Below are 18,514 nucleotides of genomic sequence, written 5' to 3' on the forward strand. Positions count from 1 at the left end.
GTACGGAAGTGAACATGTCTGATAACACCGAAAACGTCGATTACAAAACCCTGAAATCCCAAGCTATCTCACAACCTCTGGTTGAGCATATTTACACGGCCGACCCTTCGGCGCATGTCTTCGACGGCAAGATTTATATCTACCCGTCCCACGATATCGATGCAGGAATTCCCTTTAACCACAACGGCGATCACTTCGGCATGGAGGATTACCACGTAATCTCCATGGACAGCCCCGATAGCGAAGCGGTGGACAACGGCGTTGCACTACACGTTAAAGATGTCGCTTGGGCGGAACGTCAAATGTGGGCCCCAGACGCGGCAACGAAAGACGGCAAATACTACCTGTACTTCCCCGCAAAGCGCGCGGATGATATTTTTCAAATTGGCGTAGCGGTTAGCGATTCTCCTACTGGGCCATTTACTGCCCAGCCAGAAGCTATTCAAGGCAGTTACACCATCGACCCCGCTGTATTCGCCGATGATGACGGCGAATACTATATGTACTTTGGTGGAATTTGGGGCGGCCAGTTACAGAACTACCGCAACAACCAATACGATGCCAATGGCACAGAACCAGCCGATGACGAACCAGCACTGGGCCCTATTGTGGCGAAAATGAGTGATGACATGCTTGAGTTTGCCGAAGAACCTCGGGAAATAAGCATCGTCGACGAGAACGGCGCACCATTGCTAGCAGGCGATCACGATCGACGCTTTTTTGAAGCCTCATGGATGCACAAGTACAAGGGGAAATATTACTTTTCCTACTCTACCGGCAATACTCACCTAATCTGCTATGCCACTGGCGACAGCCCTTACGGCCCCTTCACCTATCAAGGCCAGATTTTGACACCAGTTGTCGGGTGGACGACCCACCATTCTATTTGCGCCTATGAAGACAAGTGGTACCTGTTCTATCACGACTCGATTTTATCTGAGGGTGTAACCCACCTACGCTCAATAAAAATGGCCGAGATCAGCTACGACAGCAACGGTAAAATCGTCACACTGGCGCCCTATATTGACTAGAAACGGTGCAATAACGCAGTTAGTGGGCTCCGACTCAGCCCACTAGGCTGCACCCTAACGCACCAAAACCCTGCAAAATAGAACTGGGCCACGCGGCACAACACGAACACACCGCAAACCCAGCGCGGCGACTTGACACCACCCCTTGTGCGCCCTAGCATCCCAGCCTCTATTTTTGTGGCCCTACTATAAGAACAATATTAAATGAACTCTTTTCATAAGGTTGTCGAGCATGATTTCGCGGCCGTAAATCAGCTGATTATCGATCAACTTCACTCCGACGTAGATCTTGTCGAAAATATTGGTCACTATATTGTCGACGCTGGCGGTAAGCGATTGCGCCCCTTGCTGGTACTGCTCGTTGCTAACGCGCTTGGCTATCAAGGCAAACAACATCTAAGCTTAGCTGCCATTATTGAGTTTATTCATACGGCAACACTACTCCACGACGACGTGGTAGACGTTTCCAGTCTGCGTCGTGGCCGACCTACGGCAAATGCCAAATTTGGCAACGCCCCAAGTGTATTGGTTGGCGACTTCCTTTATTCCCGCGCGTTTCAAATGATGGTCGCGATTGGCGAAATGGACATTATGGCGATACTGTCCGACACCACTAATGTGATTTCCGAAGGGGAAGTACAGCAGTTGATCAATGCCAAAAACCCCGATGTTACCGAAGCCAACTACATGACGGTCATCCACAAGAAAACAGCCGCACTGTTCGAAGCCGCTTGTGAGACTGGCGCTGTATTGGCAGGAGCGACGCCGACGCAACGCCTAGCGATGCGACAATTTGGTTACCATCTGGGGCTGGCATTCCAACTGATCGACGACGCACTAGACTACGAAGGTGACGCCGATAAGCTAGGTAAAAATGTAGGCGACGACTTGGCCGAAGGTAAGCCTACACTTCCGTTGATACATGCAATGGAAAACGGCAACGCCTCGGAAAAAGCGTTAATTCAAGCTGCCATTCGAGAAGGCGGTTTAGACCAGCTCGACAGCATATTAACGATTGTTCAAAAGCGCGGCGGTCTCGACTACACCAAAGCCTGTGCTAGCGCACACGCCAACCAAGCCCTAGCCCTTTTAGGCGAACTAGAGGCCTCCCCTTTCAGCTCGGCTATGGCCGAGTTAACTGCATTCTCTGTGGCGCGCTCCAGCTAGCTTTCTGGTATATGCACGCCATCCAACTCAACACTGTACGAGAACACGCCAATGGATGTACAAAACCTATCTGACCTATATAGCAACTGGCAAGAACTCACCGAACATGCTGCAAGCTGGGACACAAAAACCCTAAAGCAAGCATTTGCCGACGACAACAACCGGGCAGCGCGTTATTCCGTTGCGGCGGCAGGCTTAGAGCTCGACTATTCCAAGAACCACATCGACGACACCACCATAGACCTCCTAATGTCGGTGGCGAAACAAGCCGACCTGAAAGGTGGGATTAAACGTTTATTCCGCGGCGATCACGTCAACAACACCGAAGATCGACCAGCCCTGCACACCGCACTACGTTTTGAAGGTGCTCCCAGCACCGACGAGCAGCGTGATGTTCAAGCCACTTTAGACAAGATGTCGAATTTGATCGAGCGCGTATACAGCGGCGATTGGCGCGGCTATAGCGGCGAAAAGATTACCGACGTAGTAAACATTGGTATCGGCGGTTCCGACCTCGGTCCCCGCATGGTTACTAAAGCCTTAACGCCTTATCATACCGGTGATGTCAAAGTTCACTTCGTGGCCAACGTCGATGCCGCTGAAATTTACGATTTAACCAACGGCCTCAACCCCGCAAGTACACTTTTTCTGATCGCTTCGAAGTCATTTTCTACTCAAGAAACGCTTGAAAATTCTCTTAGTGCACGCCGCTGGATGCTGGAAAAAGGCTGCCCAGAAGACCAGCTGGCACACCACTTTGTCGCTATTTCGTCCAAAGTCGACAAGGCCGTTGAGTTTGGCATAGACGCGGATAATGTTTACCCGCTCTGGGATTGGGTTGGTGGCCGCTATTCGCTTTGGTCTGCAATAGGAATGCCGATTGCGTTCGCCATAGGTATGGACAACTTTAACAAGTTGCGTCACGGCGCTGCCGCCATGGACAAACACTTTTCCGAAGCGCCACTAGAACGCAATATTCCGGCTTTATTGGGGCTATTGATGTTCTGGTACAGCGGCTTGCGCGGTACTGACACCCAAGCGATTCTGCCTTATGCCTACCACCTACAGTTGCTGCCGGCCTACTTGCAGCAACTAGAAATGGAAAGTAACGGCAAAAGCGTGACCAAAAGTGGTGTTCGCGTGAACTACCAAACCGGCTCGATTGTATGGGGCACAGAAGGAACCAACGGCCAGCACTCCTTCCACCAGCTGTTGCATCAGGGCACGACCATGGTGCCTATCGACTTTATCGCCACGTTGAAAGCACATCACCCTATTGACCACCAGCACAAGCTACTCTTTGCTAACTGCGTGGCGCAAAGTCAGGCACTGATGACCGGTCGCGACCTCGCCACCACAGAAAATGAAATGCGCAGTCTCGGCGTTAGCGACAATGAGATTGACGCCATCGCCGCGCACAAGGTTCACCCAGGCAACCGCCCCAGCAATATGATATTGATGGACAAGTTGACACCCGAAACACTTGGGTCGCTTATCGCGGCCTACGAACACAAGGTGTTTACCCTCGGCACACTTTGGAATATCAACTCCTATGATCAATGGGGCGTTGAACTCGGCAAGCTACTAGGGACGCATGTAGCGACTGCAATTAGTACCACAGACATACCCGGTAACTGGGATTCATCTACCCAAACACTGGTGAAAAAATTTAATGAAGCGAATAAGTCTATTTAACAACGCATTTTTGAGACCTGACGCATAAAATGCCCTGCATCACGGTCGATAAAAAACGTTATAGTTTTGTGAAGATTTGCGGTTTGAACTTTGCGATTATGGCTAGGTCAGATGATCTGCTAGTAATCGCAAAGCAAAATTACCGCGAAATAGCCGCTATAAATGACGCAGAGCGCTGATGTAAAGTAGCCAATAATACTCATCACCCTAGCTTAGGGTTACATAATTCCAGGAGCCTCACCATGAAGAAAATGTCACAAACAATCGCATTAACAACCGCAATCGCCACCGGTTTAGCCATGGCTGCAAGTGCGCACGAAGCCGATGCGGGTGAAAGTAAATTTGAGAAATGCTTCGGCATGGTCAAGGCCGGCAAAAATGATTGTGCGATTAAAAGCCTAGGCACTAGCTGTGCAGGTTCTGCTCCAACCGACGGCGTACCCGATGCTTGGATCTACGTACCCAAGGGTAAATGTGAAGCTATCGTGGGTGGCAGCTTAACGCCTAAGAAGTAGCATTCTGCATGCGCAGCTCTAGATTCAACCGAATATTGGGCTGCGCAGCTCCCACCTTATGAAGCCCACATTCACATCCAGCACCGAGTTCGCTCTGCCAAATACCTGTGGCATTGGCTTACGAGCACCCCATTACCAATCGATACTAACCGACCGCCCAGATATTGCTTGGCTTGAGATTCATCCCGAGAACTTTATGGTAGACGGTGGCCCCTCGCATCACTATCTAACCGCTATCAAAGAGCACTATCCGCTATCTATGCACGGCGTAGGCATGTCGCTTGGCAGCGCCAATGGCGTCAGTATTGAACACTTAATTTCCCTAAAAAAGTTAGTCGACCGCTACCAGCCGCTGCAAGTATCCGAGCACTTATCCTGGAGCCACGGTCAAGATATATTCCTAAACGACTTACTTCCTTTGCCTTACACAGACGAAAGCCTAAAACTGATTTGTCACCACTTGAATCAAGTGCAATCTTTTTTAGATCGCAAAATTCTAGTCGAAAATCCGTCGACTTATATAGACTTCGCCAACAGCGATTACAGCGAAACAGAATTCCTAAAAGAAATTTGCAAACAAACCGGCTGCGGGCTTTTACTCGACGTTAACAATGTTTTTGTTTCCGCCTATAACAATGGATTCGACCCCTATCATTACCTCGACAACTTTCCTCATTCAGAAATAGGCGAAGTTCACCTCGCCGGACACAGCTTATACCCCCTAACAAAATCGGCGCAGATACGTATAGACGATCACGGTGCGCCGGTGGCAATGGAAGTGTGGGCCCTCTACGAGCACCTTCTCAGTCACTGCCAATGTAAACTACCAACGCTGATCGAATGGGACACAAACATCCCGCCGCTTGAGACGCTATTGATTGAGGCGACTAAAGCTGAGGCGCGCATGAAGATCTACTCGGTGCCGGTGTTGCCAACATGCGTTTAAGACAACTTCAGGCGCTATTTAGTGACGTCTTATTTAATCAAAGCCTTAGTTACGAGCTCGAAAGCGCGTTCCAGCACTATGACCGCGACGAGCTCGATGCAAGGCTAAAAATCTACCGTAATAATGTGTTCGCCTCTCTTAGAGACTGCCTCAAAGAGATATACCCATGCATCTATAAAGCGCTTGGCGATGATAAATTTCTCTCGCTTGCTCATAACTATATTCACGAGCACCCCCCCAAAACCGCAGTAATGGTAGCCTTTGGATCCGGCTTTGCCGATTTCCTAAACAAAAAATTAAACAGCTCTAGCGCTGCGCAGCTCCCCGTCTATTTAATAGATTTGGCTCGCTTAGAATGGCTGCAACATCAAGCCTATTATGCCGCCGATAGCGCGTCGCTAACCGCAGCAGAGCTAAGCTCAATTGCTCCCAGCAAACTCGCAGACAGTCACTTCAGCCTGCAACCCAGCTGCGCATTGCTCGAATCAGAATTCTCAGTATTTAATATTTGGCAAGATTTAACTGGCGGCCATTCGTTAACCGACGGCACCGCTGTAATAAGTAATGGTTCATTCAGTAAATCGAACGAAAGAGATACGAGGCAATCAATATTAGTTGTGCGCCCACAACTGGAGGTTCACACCTATCTGCTCGAACCCGGCATGCACGCCGCACTATCCGCGCTGCAGCAACAAGCCAGCCTCGGCGAAGCCCTAACAGCAGCAAGCGAGACACCAACATTTAATCCCGCCAGTGCCGTCGCATTTCTTGTTCAAAGCGGCGCCTTAACCAAGGTTACTCCGACACCATGAAATTCATTCGTTTACTCGACAACTTTTCTCGCAGCCTCGCCAATATAATTCCAGAATGGTTATTCGCAATTCTTGTTCGCATCTCTGTCTTTATGATTTTTTGGCCTGCAGCACAAACAAAAATTGCGAGTGGATATTTTTTGGGGCAGAAATGGGCGTTCTGGGATTTATCGGCAGGCGTCGTGCTCTTATTTGAACACGAATACAACTTGCCTTTATTACCGGCGGAAATTGCCGCTTACGCCGCCACTATTGGTGAATTCTTTCTATCGTTATTGGTACTTGCTGGGCTGTTTACACGTATTAGCACATTTATCCTGCTAATAATGACTGTAGTCATTCAAGTTTTTGTCTACCCAAATTCATGGGCGCTGCACTTGCTTTGGGCAAGCACGCTGTTGTACTTACTTAAACATGGAGCTGGAAAGGTATCTTTAGATGGGATTATGCGGCGCGGATAATATTACCGGGCAGGTATAACAAGATAGGAACGGAAATAAAATCACGCACTGAAGTAATCTGTAACTAATTAGGTATAGTTGATCTCGATTAGTCAGTGCGCGATTCTTTTAAGCGAAAAACTTACGTAAGGATAATTAGGCGTCAAACGTCTTAACCAGCCCCAACAATTCCTCTGTTTTTGCTTCCATTAAAGCGCGGTCACCACGCGACTCAATATTTAAACGCAACACAGGTTCTGTGCTCGACATACGAATATTAAAGCGCCACTCATCAAAGATCATCGACAAACCGTCAACCTTTTCAATTTTGCTACAGCTATCGGTGTAATGAGCCTCAATTGCAGTAATAATCTTAACCGGATCGTTAACCGTGTTATTACGCTCACCACTACAAGGAAATTTAGCTACGCGGTCGTTAACTAACTCGGATAATTTCTTACCGCTACGACTCATCAGCTCCGTCACCAACAACCAAGGAATATTTCCGTTGTCACAGTAGGCGAAGTCGCGGAAATAATGGTGCGCACTCATCTCCCCGCCGTAAACAGCATCTTCTAAGCGCATACGCTCTTTGATAAATGCGTGCCCCGTTTTACTTTCTATCGCTTCACCACCACCGGCTTTAGCAATATCGATGGTGTTCCACGTTAAGCGCGGATCATGTACGACTTTAGCTCCGGGGTTTTTAGTTAAGAACGCCGCTGCCAATAAACCTACAACATAATAACCTTCGATAAAGGCTCCGGTTTCGTCAAACAGAAAGCAACGGTCGAAGTCACCGTCCCACGCAATACCAAAATCGGCCTTGTTGGCAATGACCGCATCAATAGTTGGCTGACGATTTTCTACAAGTATTGGATTGGGGATACCGTTCGGAAAGTTGCCGTCTGGCTCGTGTTGGATTTTAATAATTTCAAACGGTAGTAAAGATTCGATTGCATCGATCACTGCACCGGCACCACCGTTACCCGCGTTCACCACAATTTTTAATGGCTTTAATGCTGACGTATCAACGTAAGTCATTAAATGCTGAATATATTCTGGGCGAACATCTTGTTTAACAACTTCGCCTTTGCGAACTGGCTCGCGGAATTCACCCGCTTCTGCCGCCGCGCGAATTTCATTCAAGCCCGAATCGCTAGAAATAGGCCTAGAGCCTTCAGCGACCAACTTCATACCGTTGTAATCCATCGGATTATGACTAGCCGTCACACAGATTCCACCGTCAACTCCCAAGTGGAAGGTACCAAAATACACTTCTTCGGTACCCACTTGACCGATATGTATCACGTCTGCACCCGCATCCGTTATACCCTCAATCAATGCATCCGTAAGCTCAGCACTCGTCAGGCGAATGTCATGGCCGACAACGACTTTTTTAGCGTCTAAAAACTCTACAAAGGCGCGACCAACTCGGTAGGCGACATCATTGTTCAACTCATCGGGAACACGACCGCGAATATCGTAGGCTTTGAAACACGTTATCTCTTTTTTCATTACATCTATCTCTGTGACTAGTTCTATTGAAATGTAGTATTTGCGCTTAGCACCGCCAAACGAAGCCGAGCGTCTAACTGCTTAGCCCTACAACTTATTCCTAGCAACCTAGGCCAAGCCGTACGACGGCAGAAGCCCTATGGGTTGTACAAGTTTTCGTAAACGTAATTAGTTGCGGTTACAAAACCTTCAACACTACCACAGTCAAAACGACGGCCTTTAAACTTATACGCCAACACACAACCATTTTGCGCTTGCGTCATCAATGCATCGGTAAGCTGAACTTCGTTATTTTTTCCAGGTGGAGTGTCACGAAGGATCTCGAAAATATCCGGCGTCAAAATGTAGCGACCAATAATAGCCAGGTTACTCGGCGCATCTTCTGGATTAGGCTTTTCTACCATTTCATTAACTTGATAAATGCCATCTTTAATTTGCTCTCCACCAATTACACCAAACTTGCTAATTTGATCTTCTGGCACTTCTTGCACGGCAACAATACTGCAGCGAAATTGCTTGTACAGTTTTACCATTTGCGAAAGAACACCTTCTTCGGCGACACAGAGATCGTCCGACAGCACCACACCAAAGGCTTCGTCACCAATAAGACGGTAACCATTTAAAATCGCATCACCTAAACCACGCATATCGCGTTGACGAGTAAATGAAAACGACCCCTTAGACATAACCTCGCGAATAGACTCTAAATACTTCTCTTTATCCGAACCGGCGATTTGATGTTCCAACTCATAGCTCACGTCGAAATGATCGGCAATTGCGCGCTTACCTCGACCAGTAACAAAGCCTATATCTTTCAGCCCCGCTTCCAGAGCTTCTTCGACACCGTATTGCACCAATGGCTTGTTTACGACGGGCAACATTTCCTTGGGCATAGATTTTGTCGCGGGCAAAAAACGGGTTCCATAACCAGCAACCGGGAACAAACATTTCGTAATCATAAAAAAGTACCTTGTAATGGTTAAAACTGTGAGAATTTAATGGTGTAGCCTATCGGTTCGCCTTGACAGGAAGATGTCAGCTGTAAGCTATTTATTCAAACGGCCAGCCCACGCAAATAAAGGTTAATGCCGACACCACGTCGACATACCCTTCGCGAGCAGTGTCAGCCAAGCTATTTTTCTGCACTTAGCCCGACTTAAGCTAAAAAAGTTCGTAAGATTGAGCATATCAAAAACAAAAAGCGCGCTATTTTAACGCACTTTAGAGGGCTATTTAGCTGGGCCGCACATTTCTGGCCACTCCACTGCACCCAAATAGCACCATAACGTTAATTCGAGGTCAATAAAGGCAGGAAATATACCATAATTACCACCAGTGTACGGGCGCATCTCCCGCAATTAGCCCAAGACCACAGGCAAACGTCTGGGTATTTGCGGGACTTGGCTACTGGACAAGCTAGATCGAGAGAGTAGAATGGCGCCTTTCGCGAATCACTGCCTCCAGGGCTAAAACCGTCTAAAAACAACAAATCGGACACGATACTAATGCAAGAATTTACACCCCAAGCTTCCTATACTCGAGAAGAACTCATCTCTTGCGGACAGGGCGAACTGTTCGGCCCAGGCAACGCGCAACTTCCAGTGCCAAACATGCTGATGCTAGATCGCATTGCTCACATAAGCCAAACCGGTGGTGAATATGGAAAAGGTGAGATTATTGCTGAGTTAGATATCAACCCTGATTTATGGTTTTTTGGCTGCCACTTCCCCGGCGACCCTGTAATGCCCGGCTGCTTGGGCCTAGATGCTATGTGGCAACTGGTCGGCTTTTTCTTAGCTTGGAAGGGTAATCAAGGTCGTGGCCGCGCTTTAGGCTCTGGTGAAGTTAAATTTACCGGCCAAATTTTGCCTACCGCAAAGAAAGTGACTTACCACATTCAACTAAAGCGAGTGATAGAGCGCAAGTTGGTAATGGGGATTGCCGACGGCCGGGTTGCAGTGGATGGCAAAGAAATTTACTTCGCCAAAGATCTACGCGTCGGCTTGTTCACTAATACCGAAACTTTTTAACTCGCCCGCCATCACAGAGGCAGACAACCGTTCAGCTGTGGCATAATTGCCCCCCACACGGCGCGCTGAGCGGTGTTAACAATAAAGAGGAAAGCTATGAAACGCGTTGTAGTTACTGGCATGGGCGTTGTATCGTGCATCGGCAATGACGTAGAGACTGTTCTGAACTCGCTGAAAGCGGGTAAGTCTGGCGTCACAACTAACGAATCCTACCAAGAGCACGGTTTCCGCAGTACCGTATCCGGCTCGGTAAATATTGATTTAAGTGAGCACATCGACCGCAAGGTATTGCGTTTTATGGGTGATGCAGCGGGCTTCACCTATGTCGCCATGGAGCAGGCCATTAAAGATTCAGGCCTCAGCGCAACAGAAGTTTCAAACGAGCGCACCGGCATTATCGTTGGCTCCGGTGGCGCGTCAACTCGCAGCGTTGTAGAGTCCGCCGACATTATTCGTGATCGCGGCGTTAAGCGTGCGGGCCCATATCGTGTTACCCAAACCATGGGCAGTACCACCTCCGCTTGCCTAGCAACCCCCTTTAAAATCAAAGGCGTCAACTACTCTATATCGTCCGCATGTGCGACCAGCGCACACTGCGTCGGCAATGCCATGGAGCTGATTCAGCTCGGTAAGCAGGATGTCGTGTTCGCTGGCGGCGGCGAAGAGGAGCACTGGACCTTAACCGGCCTGTTCGATGCTATGGGTGCGCTTTCAACAAAATATAACGACACCCCAGAGTCGGCATCACGCCCTTACGATGCTAGTCGTGATGGCTTTGTCATTGCTGGCGGCGGTGGCTGTCTGGTAATTGAGTCGCTCGACCACGCCCTCGCTCGCGGCGCTAAGATTTACGGTGAGCTTGTTGGCTATGGCGCCACCTCAGATGGTTACGACATGGTTGCCCCTTCGGGCGAAGGCGCTGCACGCTGCATGCGTATGGCGATGGCCGATATTAAAGGTGAAATCGACTACATCAACTCACACGGCACCAGCACGCCAGTTGGCGATCTGGCAGAACTTAAAGCGATACGAGAAGTATTTGGTGCTAGCAAAGTTCCAAACATTAGCTCAACCAAATCGCTTACTGGCCACTCACTTGGCGCTACTGGTGTTCAGGAAGCCATCTACACCTTGCTGATGATGAAACATGGCTTCGTGGCAGGCTCATCCAACATCACCACCCTCGATCCAGAGGCTGAAGGGCTGCCGATTCTCCGCAATGCTCAAGACGCCAATATAAACGTGGCACTATCCAACTCATTTGGCTTTGGCGGCACCAACGCAACACTCGCTTTTCAGCGTTATGAAGGTTAAGGCTAGCAACCAAAAATTTTACTTTGGCTAGACACAAAAAAAGCGCCTAAGGCGCTTTTTTTGTGTCTTACGTACACGTCAACTTAACGAGCAACCCTGCGTAGATCCGGTAGCATGCCTCGCCCATGAAGCCAGCGGCGAACTATTGTCTTAAAACCAACCCGCCATGTCGGCAGCTGTATGCCAAAATTATCAGTACAGCGAGCACCAATGATATGAGCATTGCCCCGCAACAAACGACCCTCATCTCGACCAGCGATTATCTCTGGCATTGGTAACTCCAACGAGGTCTCAGCATTTATATTGCGCACAGTAGCATCGACAAACTCGGCCTCAGTGCAGGTGTCCGCGCTGTGCAAGTGAAACACACCCCAATTTTCCGCCCCACAAAAAATCTGCTGTAACATTGCCGTTAAACTGCGAATCGCAAAATCCGTCGACACCAAGCCTAACTTGTGGTGATCCGAAGCGGCTGCTAACTGTCCGCTCAGTAACGGAGAGGCAATATGATTCAACAAGCAATCACCCGCTTCATCCAACACCCATGGCAGTCGCAACACGATACTATGATCGAGCTTAAGTGCCGCCTGCTCACAACGATAAAAGCGTTTAGCGTTGTCGTGATCCAGCTCTGGCGGCGTAGATTCTAACGCTGAACCTTGCTGATACCCCTCACCAAAAAGCACAAACGATGAACACAAGAGCAGCGGGATACTTTTAGTTTGACATTGAAGAGCCAAAACCTTTGCTCGCTCAACGTCCCGCTCACTGCAGTGGCGCGACCGCTCGGGGAACTGCACCACAGCACTAGGAGACTTTTCGTTAAATAAACTACTAACAGCAGCGGCATCTCGCCAATCAAACACATCGCTCGCGGGGATAATCAAAGAATAGGGGTAATCCTCCATGGCACGAATGAAAGCCTGAGCAAGATCAGCTTCTGCGCCACACACCAAAATTCTGAAACTCAAAAGAACCCCCTATTGCACATCACCCTTGTCGATAACTAGAACGGGATGTCATCGTCAAAGTCATCCATTGCTGGCGGTGCTGATTGTGCGGGCGCGGGAGAAGACTGCTGAGGCCGTGCGGCTGCCTGCTGTGGGTTTCCCTGTTGCGGGCTTGGAGCACCGCCACCAAAGTTGCTACCACCAGACTGCGGGTTATAGCCCTGGCCTTGACCGTCACCCTGGCGAGAATCCAGCATCTGCATTTCATTCGCGACAATTTCAGTGGTGTACTGATCAACTCCCTGCTGATTTTGCCATTTACGTGTTCGCAAAGATCCCTCAACGTAAACCTTAGAGCCTTTACGCAGGTACTCTCCTGCAATCTCGCCCAAGCGATTAAAAAATACTACACGATGCCATTCAGTGCGCTCTTGTGGCTGTCCGGTATTCTTATCCTTCCAACTTTCAGACGTGGCGATACTTATATTCGTGACCGCTCCGCCAGACGGCATATATTTGGTTTCTGGATCTTGCCCTACGTTCCCGACTAGGATTACTTTATTCACGCCTCTGCTGGCCACATCAATCTCCTCAAATACTTATCTATTGTCGTTTGTGCCCGATTCTAAACAGTTTTACGGCGGGCTCATAGCTCTGTTATCAGCGAACCTGTTAGCCACCGACTAATTTTTTCAATTCAAGCTCATCGAGGACTGATTTATCCACTTTCAAATAGATTAACCCATCATCCTCCGCGAGCAATGCCTCCTCAACCCCCACAACCCTAAGCAGCACATTCGTACCCGGAAATGAATCACCAGCAGGAAGGCAAAGGCTACTCAAGTGGCGCGGGCGAGGCATACTCGTCGCCACTAGCAGCCACAACAAAACAAACGCGCCAGCCGCAGAGAAAACAACCGTAAGGGAATAATTCTGTAACAGCCAACCGCCACAGGCGCCACCACAAAAGGCCCCCAAAAACTGGCTAGTAGAATACAGGCCCATGGCAGTGCCTTTGCCGCCAGCAGGTGCAAGCTTGCTAACCAACGACGGCAGCGACGCCTCAAGTAAATTAAATGCGGTGAAAAACACCAGCAACAAGGCCAAGCCGTAAACCACCGAATTAACGGCTTGAGCCAACAAAATAAGGCTCAACGCTAAAACCGCAATAGCACCAACAAAAACAGGCTTTAACTTGCGCTTGCGCTCCGCCACGATAATAAACGGGAGCATCAGAATGAACGCAACCACCAGCATGCCAAGATACACCAACCAATGATCATCCCGAGCAATAGTAAACGACTGCTCTAGGAGTTGAGGTACAGCCACAAAGCTAGCCATCAACACCGCATGCAGGGAGAAAATCCCCCAATTTAAGCGCAGCAAATCAAGGTTCTTAGCTGTACTAATGATTAACGCAGGGATAGCGCCGGACTCTCGGTGCGAAGCGGCCGCAGCACGCGGCGGGGTTGGCACAACTAGAAGTAATACGGCAATACCTAGCAAAGCGAGAAATGCCGAAAGCGAAAACACCCCGGACAAACCCGCTACCGCGGCTACCGCTGGACCGACAATCATCGCCACCGAAAATGACAAGCCTATCGAAGCCCCGATTGCCGCCATAGCCTTAGTACGATTTTGTTCTGACGTAAGGTCGGCTACCATCGCCATAATGGCGCTGGCAATAGCACCACAACCTTGCAAGGCACGACCAAAAACCAACCCTTCAATAGATGTCGATAGCGCAGCGATTACACTACCAAGTGCGAAAACAATGAGGCCGCCAATAATAACGGGCTTGCGCCCAAGCAGGTCTGACAACAGCCCCATGGGAATCTGAAATAAAGCTTGAGTGAGGCCGTAAACCCCGAGCGCCACTCCCAACAGAAAAGGTGTCGCCCCAGTATAATTAGAGCCGTACAGCATCAGTACCGGCAGCACCATAAAGAGCCCGAGCATTCGAAAGGCGTAGAGTAACGCCAATGACCCCACAGTCTTTGTTTCTGACGCCAAAGCGCAGTCTCCCAATTAAAAAGAGGGCGATTCTAACAGGCATCTACGGCGCGCGACACTACCACACCAAGAAACTCATACTTTGCCATAACGACTATCTTCGGAGGGGCACTTTTGGCGCCTAAATCAACCATAATTCATACGTACACGCGCCTTACCACCAACTTAAGGATGAATTTTTTTAAATAGTCAAGTGCAATTAATCATCCTTTTGGGTACTAATCCTGCGAATATAAGATACAATATCTAATGATCCCTGCTTCGTTGTTTCTCGAGTTAGGCATGCGGAGATAGAATCTTCTGCAATCGCCGGGCTTGAATCAAATTGTTGTCGATACTTGGGGAAGGTAATTACTTATTCGCATCGCATCGCAGATAAAGGCTTCGGTCCAACTGCTGCTTGCAAAACTTCAGGTAAACACGTGTCCAATACCGAAACTGACGCTACGTCACCCAACAAGCATATCGCGCTTTTTTCCGCCAACTCCAGCCTGCAGACAGGCCTGTTAGCTAAGCTTATAGGTGAAGAGCTACAGCTCACTTGTACTGTATGTAAAAATCTTGCCGGTGTTCCCGAGGATGTCGATGTATTGCTAATCGATTGCAATAACGAAGACCTAGAAACATTAAGTGTCTATGTACGTGATATACACGAAAAATTCCCCGATGTTACGGCAGCACTATTAAACGCAGAATATGAAAGCGAACAAGAAATGTTGCTTGACTGGCCATGCGTATCCGGACTGTTCTATATCGACTCTGAGCAGGAACAACTTATTCGCGGATTGCGCCGTTTGCTTGAAGGCGATTTCTGGGTTCCACGTCGCCTACTTCATACATTCTTGGATAAAAATCGCAAAGCGCCTTCAAATCTCAAGCGTCCAAATGTAAAGCTCACCAAGCGCGAGCGTCAGATTTTAAAACTGATTAAAGACGGTGCCACAAACGCCGATATATCGACCTCATTATCAGTTAGCGAACACACGGTCAAAAGCCACCTATACAACGTTTACAAAAAAATCGGGGTTCGCAACCGTCTCGAAGCCAGCAACTGGGTGCGGGATATGGACAACCTAGAAGGCTAATCCCCCTACTATCTTTGCCGTAGTTACCGCTACGGCAAACTTCCCTCCCCACATAGCCCCATTTCCATAAAATAAACGTATACTACAGCGCTCGCTGCTCGGCCAATCAAGGCCGTTACTTCCGACCCGCTGACGTTTATCAGGTCTTTACTGTGGAAAATATTGTTGTACGTGGGGCTAGAACTCACAACCTTAAAAATATCGATCTCGACCTACCCCGGGACAAGCTAATTGTTATCACGGGGTTATCCGGCTCGGGCAAGTCATCTCTAGCATTCGATACCCTATACGCGGAAGGGCAACGTCGTTACGTTGAGTCCCTATCGACTTACGCGCGTCAATTTCTATCGATGATGGAAAAGCCGGATGTCGATCACATCGAAGGCTTAAGCCCCGCTATATCCATCGAACAAAAATCAACCTCGCACAACCCGCGTTCAACAGTCGGCACAATTACCGAAATTTACGACTACTTGCGACTACTGTTCGCTAGAGTAGGAGAGCCTCGCTGCCCAGAGCATGACGAACCACTATCAGCACAAACTGTCTCACAAATGGTAGACCAGATTTTAAAGTTACCGGAAGGCAGCAAGGTCATGCTGCTGGCGCCAATTATTCGCGGCCGCAAAGGTGAGCACCTACATGTCTTCGACAGTCTTCGCCGCGATGGCTTTATACGCGTGCGTATCGATGGGCGCGTCGTTGACCTAGACGATATTCCCGACCTCGACAAAAAGAAAAAGCACACGATTGAAGCTGTTGTAGATCGCTTCAAAGTACGCGACGACATTAAATTACGCCTTGCAGAATCATTTGAAACCGCCATTCAGCTAGCCGATGGCATTGTTATTGTTGCCGATATGGACGGCGTCCACGCGGACCAAGTATTCTCGGCGCGCCACGCTTGCCCTGTCTGCGACTACTCCTTAGCAGAGCTAGAGCCTCGACTATTTTCGTTTAATAGCCCAGCCGGCGCTTGTGGCGGCTGTGATGGTTTAGGTGTTAAGCAGTTTTTTTCAGAAAGCAAAATAGTTCAGTACCCAGACTCGTCGCTCTCGGAGGGCGCAATTCGAGGCTGGGATAAACGCAGCCTATATTACTTCCACATGCTTAAATCGCTCGCAACACACTACGGCTTCGACCTAGATAAGCCTTGGAATAAGCTGGCAAAAAAATACCGCGATGTGATCTTATTTGGTTCGGGCACAACGCAAATCGATTTCAGTTATGTGAATGACCGCGGTGACACCTATTCACGCAAACATGTATTTGAAGGCGTTGTACCCAACATGGAGCGCCGCTATCACGATACAGATTCAAACTCTGTACGCGAAGAACTCGCCAAATTTTTATTGACACAAAAGTGCCCTGACTGCGGCGGAGCACGCCTTAAAAAAGACGCTCGCCACGTATTTATCGACAACCGAAACTTACCTGACATCACAGAATTACCCGTAAGCGACGCATTTGACTATTTCCAGCAACTTACCTTCGCTGGTTCGAAAGCTGAAATTGCCGATAAGATTTTGAAAGAATTACGTGACCGCTTTCGCTTCTTAGTAGATGTCGGCCTCAACTATCTTTCACTCAACCGCAGCGCCGACACACTTTCAGGTGGTGAAGCACAGCGCATACGACTCGCCAGTCAGATCGGCGCCGGCTTAGTAGGCGTCATGTATATTCTCGACGAACCATCGATCGGCCTACACCAACGAGACAATGAACGCCTATTGCGAACGCTCACGCATTTGCGCAATCTTGGCAACACAGTGATTGTTGTCGAGCACGATGAAGATGCAATTCGTAGTGCAGACTATATTGTCGATATTGGTCCTGGCGCGGGTGTTCATGGCGGCGAAGTTGTTGCCGCTGGTACCTATAAACAAATCATTAAAGCTAAGAATTCGTCCACCGCCGATTACCTTTCTGGACGAAAATTTATTCCGGTTCCCAAGCACCGAAACGTTCCCGACCCAGAAAAACAATTAGTTTTAAGTGGCGCTACAGGAAATAACCTAAAGAATGTTTCACTCTCAATACCCTTCGGATTAATGACCTGTGTAACCGGTGTTTCTGGCTCAGGTAAATCAACATTAATTAATGGTACGCTCTACCCTTTGGCGGCGACAGCGCTAAATGGCGCGACCACCCTTACGGCGGCACCCTATAAAGATGTTAAAGGTATGGAGCTGTTTGATAAGTGCGTGGACATCGACCAAAGTCCGATTGGCCGAACACCGCGTTCCAACCCAGCAACCTACACCGGCATCTTCACCCCAATTCGCGATATTTTTGCCGGCACACAAGAAGCACGTTCACGCGGGTATAAAGTTGGCCGCTTTAGTTTTAATGTTAAAGGTGGACGCTGTGAAGCCTGTCAAGGCGACGGCGTTGTAAAAGTAGAAATGCATTTCTTACCTGATGTATATGTTCCCTGCGACATCTGCAAAGGCAAACGCTACAACCGCGAAACCCTCGAAATAAAATTTAAGGGTAAAAATATTCATGAATGCTTAGAAATGACCGTAGAAGATGCGCGAGTATTTTTCGACGCTATCCCTAGCATCGCTAAAAAGTTACAAACGCTTATGGATGTAGGCCTTTCCTACATTCGCTTGGGGCAAGCCGCCACAACGCTTTCCGGCGGAGAAGCGCAAAGAGTAAAACTTAGCCGAGAATTATCCAAACGCGATACCGGCAAGACGCTCTACATCTTGGACGAACCGACTACAGGCCTACACTTTCACGATATACAGCAACTGTTAAACGTTCTACACCGGCTTCGCGATCACGGCAACACGGTTGTTGTTATCGAGCACAACTTGGACGTTATTAAAACTGCGGATTGGATTGTTGATTTAGGGCCTGAGGGAGGAAGTGGTGGTGGCACAATCATCGCGGAAGGTACGCCGGAGCAGGTCGCCAAACAAAAAGTGTCGCATACTGGCTCGTTCTTAAAACAACTTCTAGCGAAAAAATAAAAACTACAAGAGCTAAG

Annotated in this window: 16 protein-coding genes; 11 read left to right on the top strand and 5 right to left on the bottom strand. The window is 48.8% G+C overall.

What is annotated here, in order from left to right; genetic code table 11:
• Positions 1 to 14 precede the first annotated feature (14 nt).
• The 7 genes from IDZ20_RS01960 to IDZ20_RS01990 all read left to right on the top strand — a co-directional run bounded on the left by IDZ20_RS01960 (position 15) and on the right by IDZ20_RS01990 (position 6,627).
• A complete protein-coding gene (locus IDZ20_RS01960; RefSeq protein ID WP_188149749.1) occupies positions 15 to 1,031 on the top strand; it encodes a glycoside hydrolase family 43 protein in 1,017 nt (338 codons plus the stop codon).
• A gap of 204 nt (positions 1,032 to 1,235) precedes the next feature.
• The gene (locus tag IDZ20_RS01965; RefSeq protein ID WP_188149750.1) at positions 1,236 to 2,198 is read left to right on the top strand and encodes a polyprenyl synthetase family protein; all 963 of its coding nucleotides are present in this window, start codon (positions 1,236 to 1,238) and stop codon (positions 2,196 to 2,198) included.
• A gap of 51 nt (positions 2,199 to 2,249) precedes the next feature.
• Positions 2,250 to 3,893 (top strand): glucose-6-phosphate isomerase, encoded by a 1,644-nt coding sequence (pgi, locus tag IDZ20_RS01970; RefSeq protein WP_188149751.1) that lies wholly within the window; start codon positions 2,250 to 2,252, stop codon positions 3,891 to 3,893.
• 242 nt (positions 3,894 to 4,135) lie between these two features.
• Complete coding sequence (locus tag IDZ20_RS01975; protein ID WP_188149752.1) at positions 4,136 to 4,408, top strand: BufA1 family periplasmic bufferin-type metallophore; 273 nt, start codon at positions 4,136 to 4,138, stop codon at positions 4,406 to 4,408.
• Between the two features lie 58 nt (positions 4,409 to 4,466).
• Entirely contained in the window at positions 4,467 to 5,354 is an 888-nt protein-coding gene (bufB, locus tag IDZ20_RS01980) for an MNIO family bufferin maturase (RefSeq protein ID WP_188149753.1), read from the top strand.
• The gene (locus IDZ20_RS01985; protein WP_188149754.1) at positions 5,345 to 6,166 is read left to right on the top strand and encodes an HvfC/BufC N-terminal domain-containing protein; all 822 of its coding nucleotides are present in this window, start codon (positions 5,345 to 5,347) and stop codon (positions 6,164 to 6,166) included. Before bufB ends, IDZ20_RS01985 begins: the two co-directional genes overlap by 10 nt.
• On the top strand, positions 6,163 to 6,627 hold the full coding sequence (locus IDZ20_RS01990) for a DoxX family protein (RefSeq protein WP_188149755.1): 465 nt from the start codon (positions 6,163 to 6,165) through the stop codon (positions 6,625 to 6,627). Before IDZ20_RS01985 ends, IDZ20_RS01990 begins: the two co-directional genes overlap by 4 nt.
• Before the next feature lie 135 nt (positions 6,628 to 6,762).
• Here the strand turns inward: IDZ20_RS01990 and IDZ20_RS01995 are convergent, their stop codons facing one another.
• Both IDZ20_RS01995 and galU read right to left on the bottom strand, forming a co-directional pair.
• On the bottom strand, positions 6,763 to 8,124 hold the full coding sequence (locus IDZ20_RS01995; protein ID WP_188149756.1) for a phosphohexomutase domain-containing protein: 1,362 nt from the start codon (positions 8,122 to 8,124) through the stop codon (positions 6,763 to 6,765).
• 137 nt (positions 8,125 to 8,261) lie between these two features.
• The gene (galU, locus tag IDZ20_RS02000; RefSeq protein ID WP_188149757.1) at positions 8,262 to 9,083 is read right to left on the bottom strand and encodes a UTP--glucose-1-phosphate uridylyltransferase GalU; all 822 of its coding nucleotides are present in this window, start codon (positions 9,081 to 9,083) and stop codon (positions 8,262 to 8,264) included.
• A gap of 546 nt (positions 9,084 to 9,629) precedes the next feature.
• Between galU and fabA the strand changes: the two genes are divergently transcribed.
• Positions 9,630 to 10,154, top strand: a complete 525-nt coding sequence (fabA, locus tag IDZ20_RS02005) for a 3-hydroxyacyl-[acyl-carrier-protein] dehydratase FabA (protein WP_188149758.1) — start codon at positions 9,630 to 9,632, stop codon at positions 10,152 to 10,154.
• 96 nt (positions 10,155 to 10,250) lie between these two features.
• Positions 10,251 to 11,468, top strand: a complete 1,218-nt coding sequence (gene fabB / locus IDZ20_RS02010) for a beta-ketoacyl-ACP synthase I (protein WP_188149759.1) — start codon at positions 10,251 to 10,253, stop codon at positions 11,466 to 11,468.
• Between the two features lie 83 nt (positions 11,469 to 11,551).
• Here the strand turns inward: fabB and IDZ20_RS02015 are convergent, their stop codons facing one another.
• The 3 genes from IDZ20_RS02015 to IDZ20_RS02025 form a co-directional block, all read right to left on the bottom strand.
• Positions 11,552 to 12,439, bottom strand: coding sequence for a sugar nucleotide-binding protein (locus IDZ20_RS02015; protein WP_188149760.1), 888 nt, complete (start codon positions 12,437 to 12,439; stop codon positions 11,552 to 11,554).
• A 35-nt stretch (positions 12,440 to 12,474) separates the two neighbouring features.
• Positions 12,475 to 12,999 (bottom strand): single-stranded DNA-binding protein, encoded by a 525-nt coding sequence (ssb, locus tag IDZ20_RS02020; protein WP_188149761.1) that lies wholly within the window; start codon positions 12,997 to 12,999, stop codon positions 12,475 to 12,477.
• Positions 13,000 to 13,090: 91 nt separating this feature from the next.
• The gene (locus tag IDZ20_RS02025; RefSeq protein WP_188149762.1) at positions 13,091 to 14,431 is read right to left on the bottom strand and encodes an MFS transporter; all 1,341 of its coding nucleotides are present in this window, start codon (positions 14,429 to 14,431) and stop codon (positions 13,091 to 13,093) included.
• Positions 14,432 to 14,853: 422 nt separating this feature from the next.
• On the opposite strand from IDZ20_RS02025, the gene IDZ20_RS02030 reads away from it, so the two are divergent.
• Positions 14,854 to 15,516, top strand: coding sequence for a LuxR C-terminal-related transcriptional regulator (locus tag IDZ20_RS02030; protein ID WP_188149763.1), 663 nt, complete (start codon positions 14,854 to 14,856; stop codon positions 15,514 to 15,516).
• 152 nt (positions 15,517 to 15,668) lie between these two features.
• Positions 15,669 to 18,497, top strand: coding sequence for an excinuclease ABC subunit UvrA (uvrA, locus tag IDZ20_RS02035; protein WP_188149764.1), 2,829 nt, complete (start codon positions 15,669 to 15,671; stop codon positions 18,495 to 18,497).
• Positions 18,498 to 18,514: the final 17 nt, after the last annotated feature.

This window comes from Teredinibacter waterburyi, from assembly GCF_001922985.1.
Taxonomy (GTDB): domain Bacteria; phylum Pseudomonadota; class Gammaproteobacteria; order Pseudomonadales; family Cellvibrionaceae; genus Teredinibacter; species Teredinibacter waterburyi.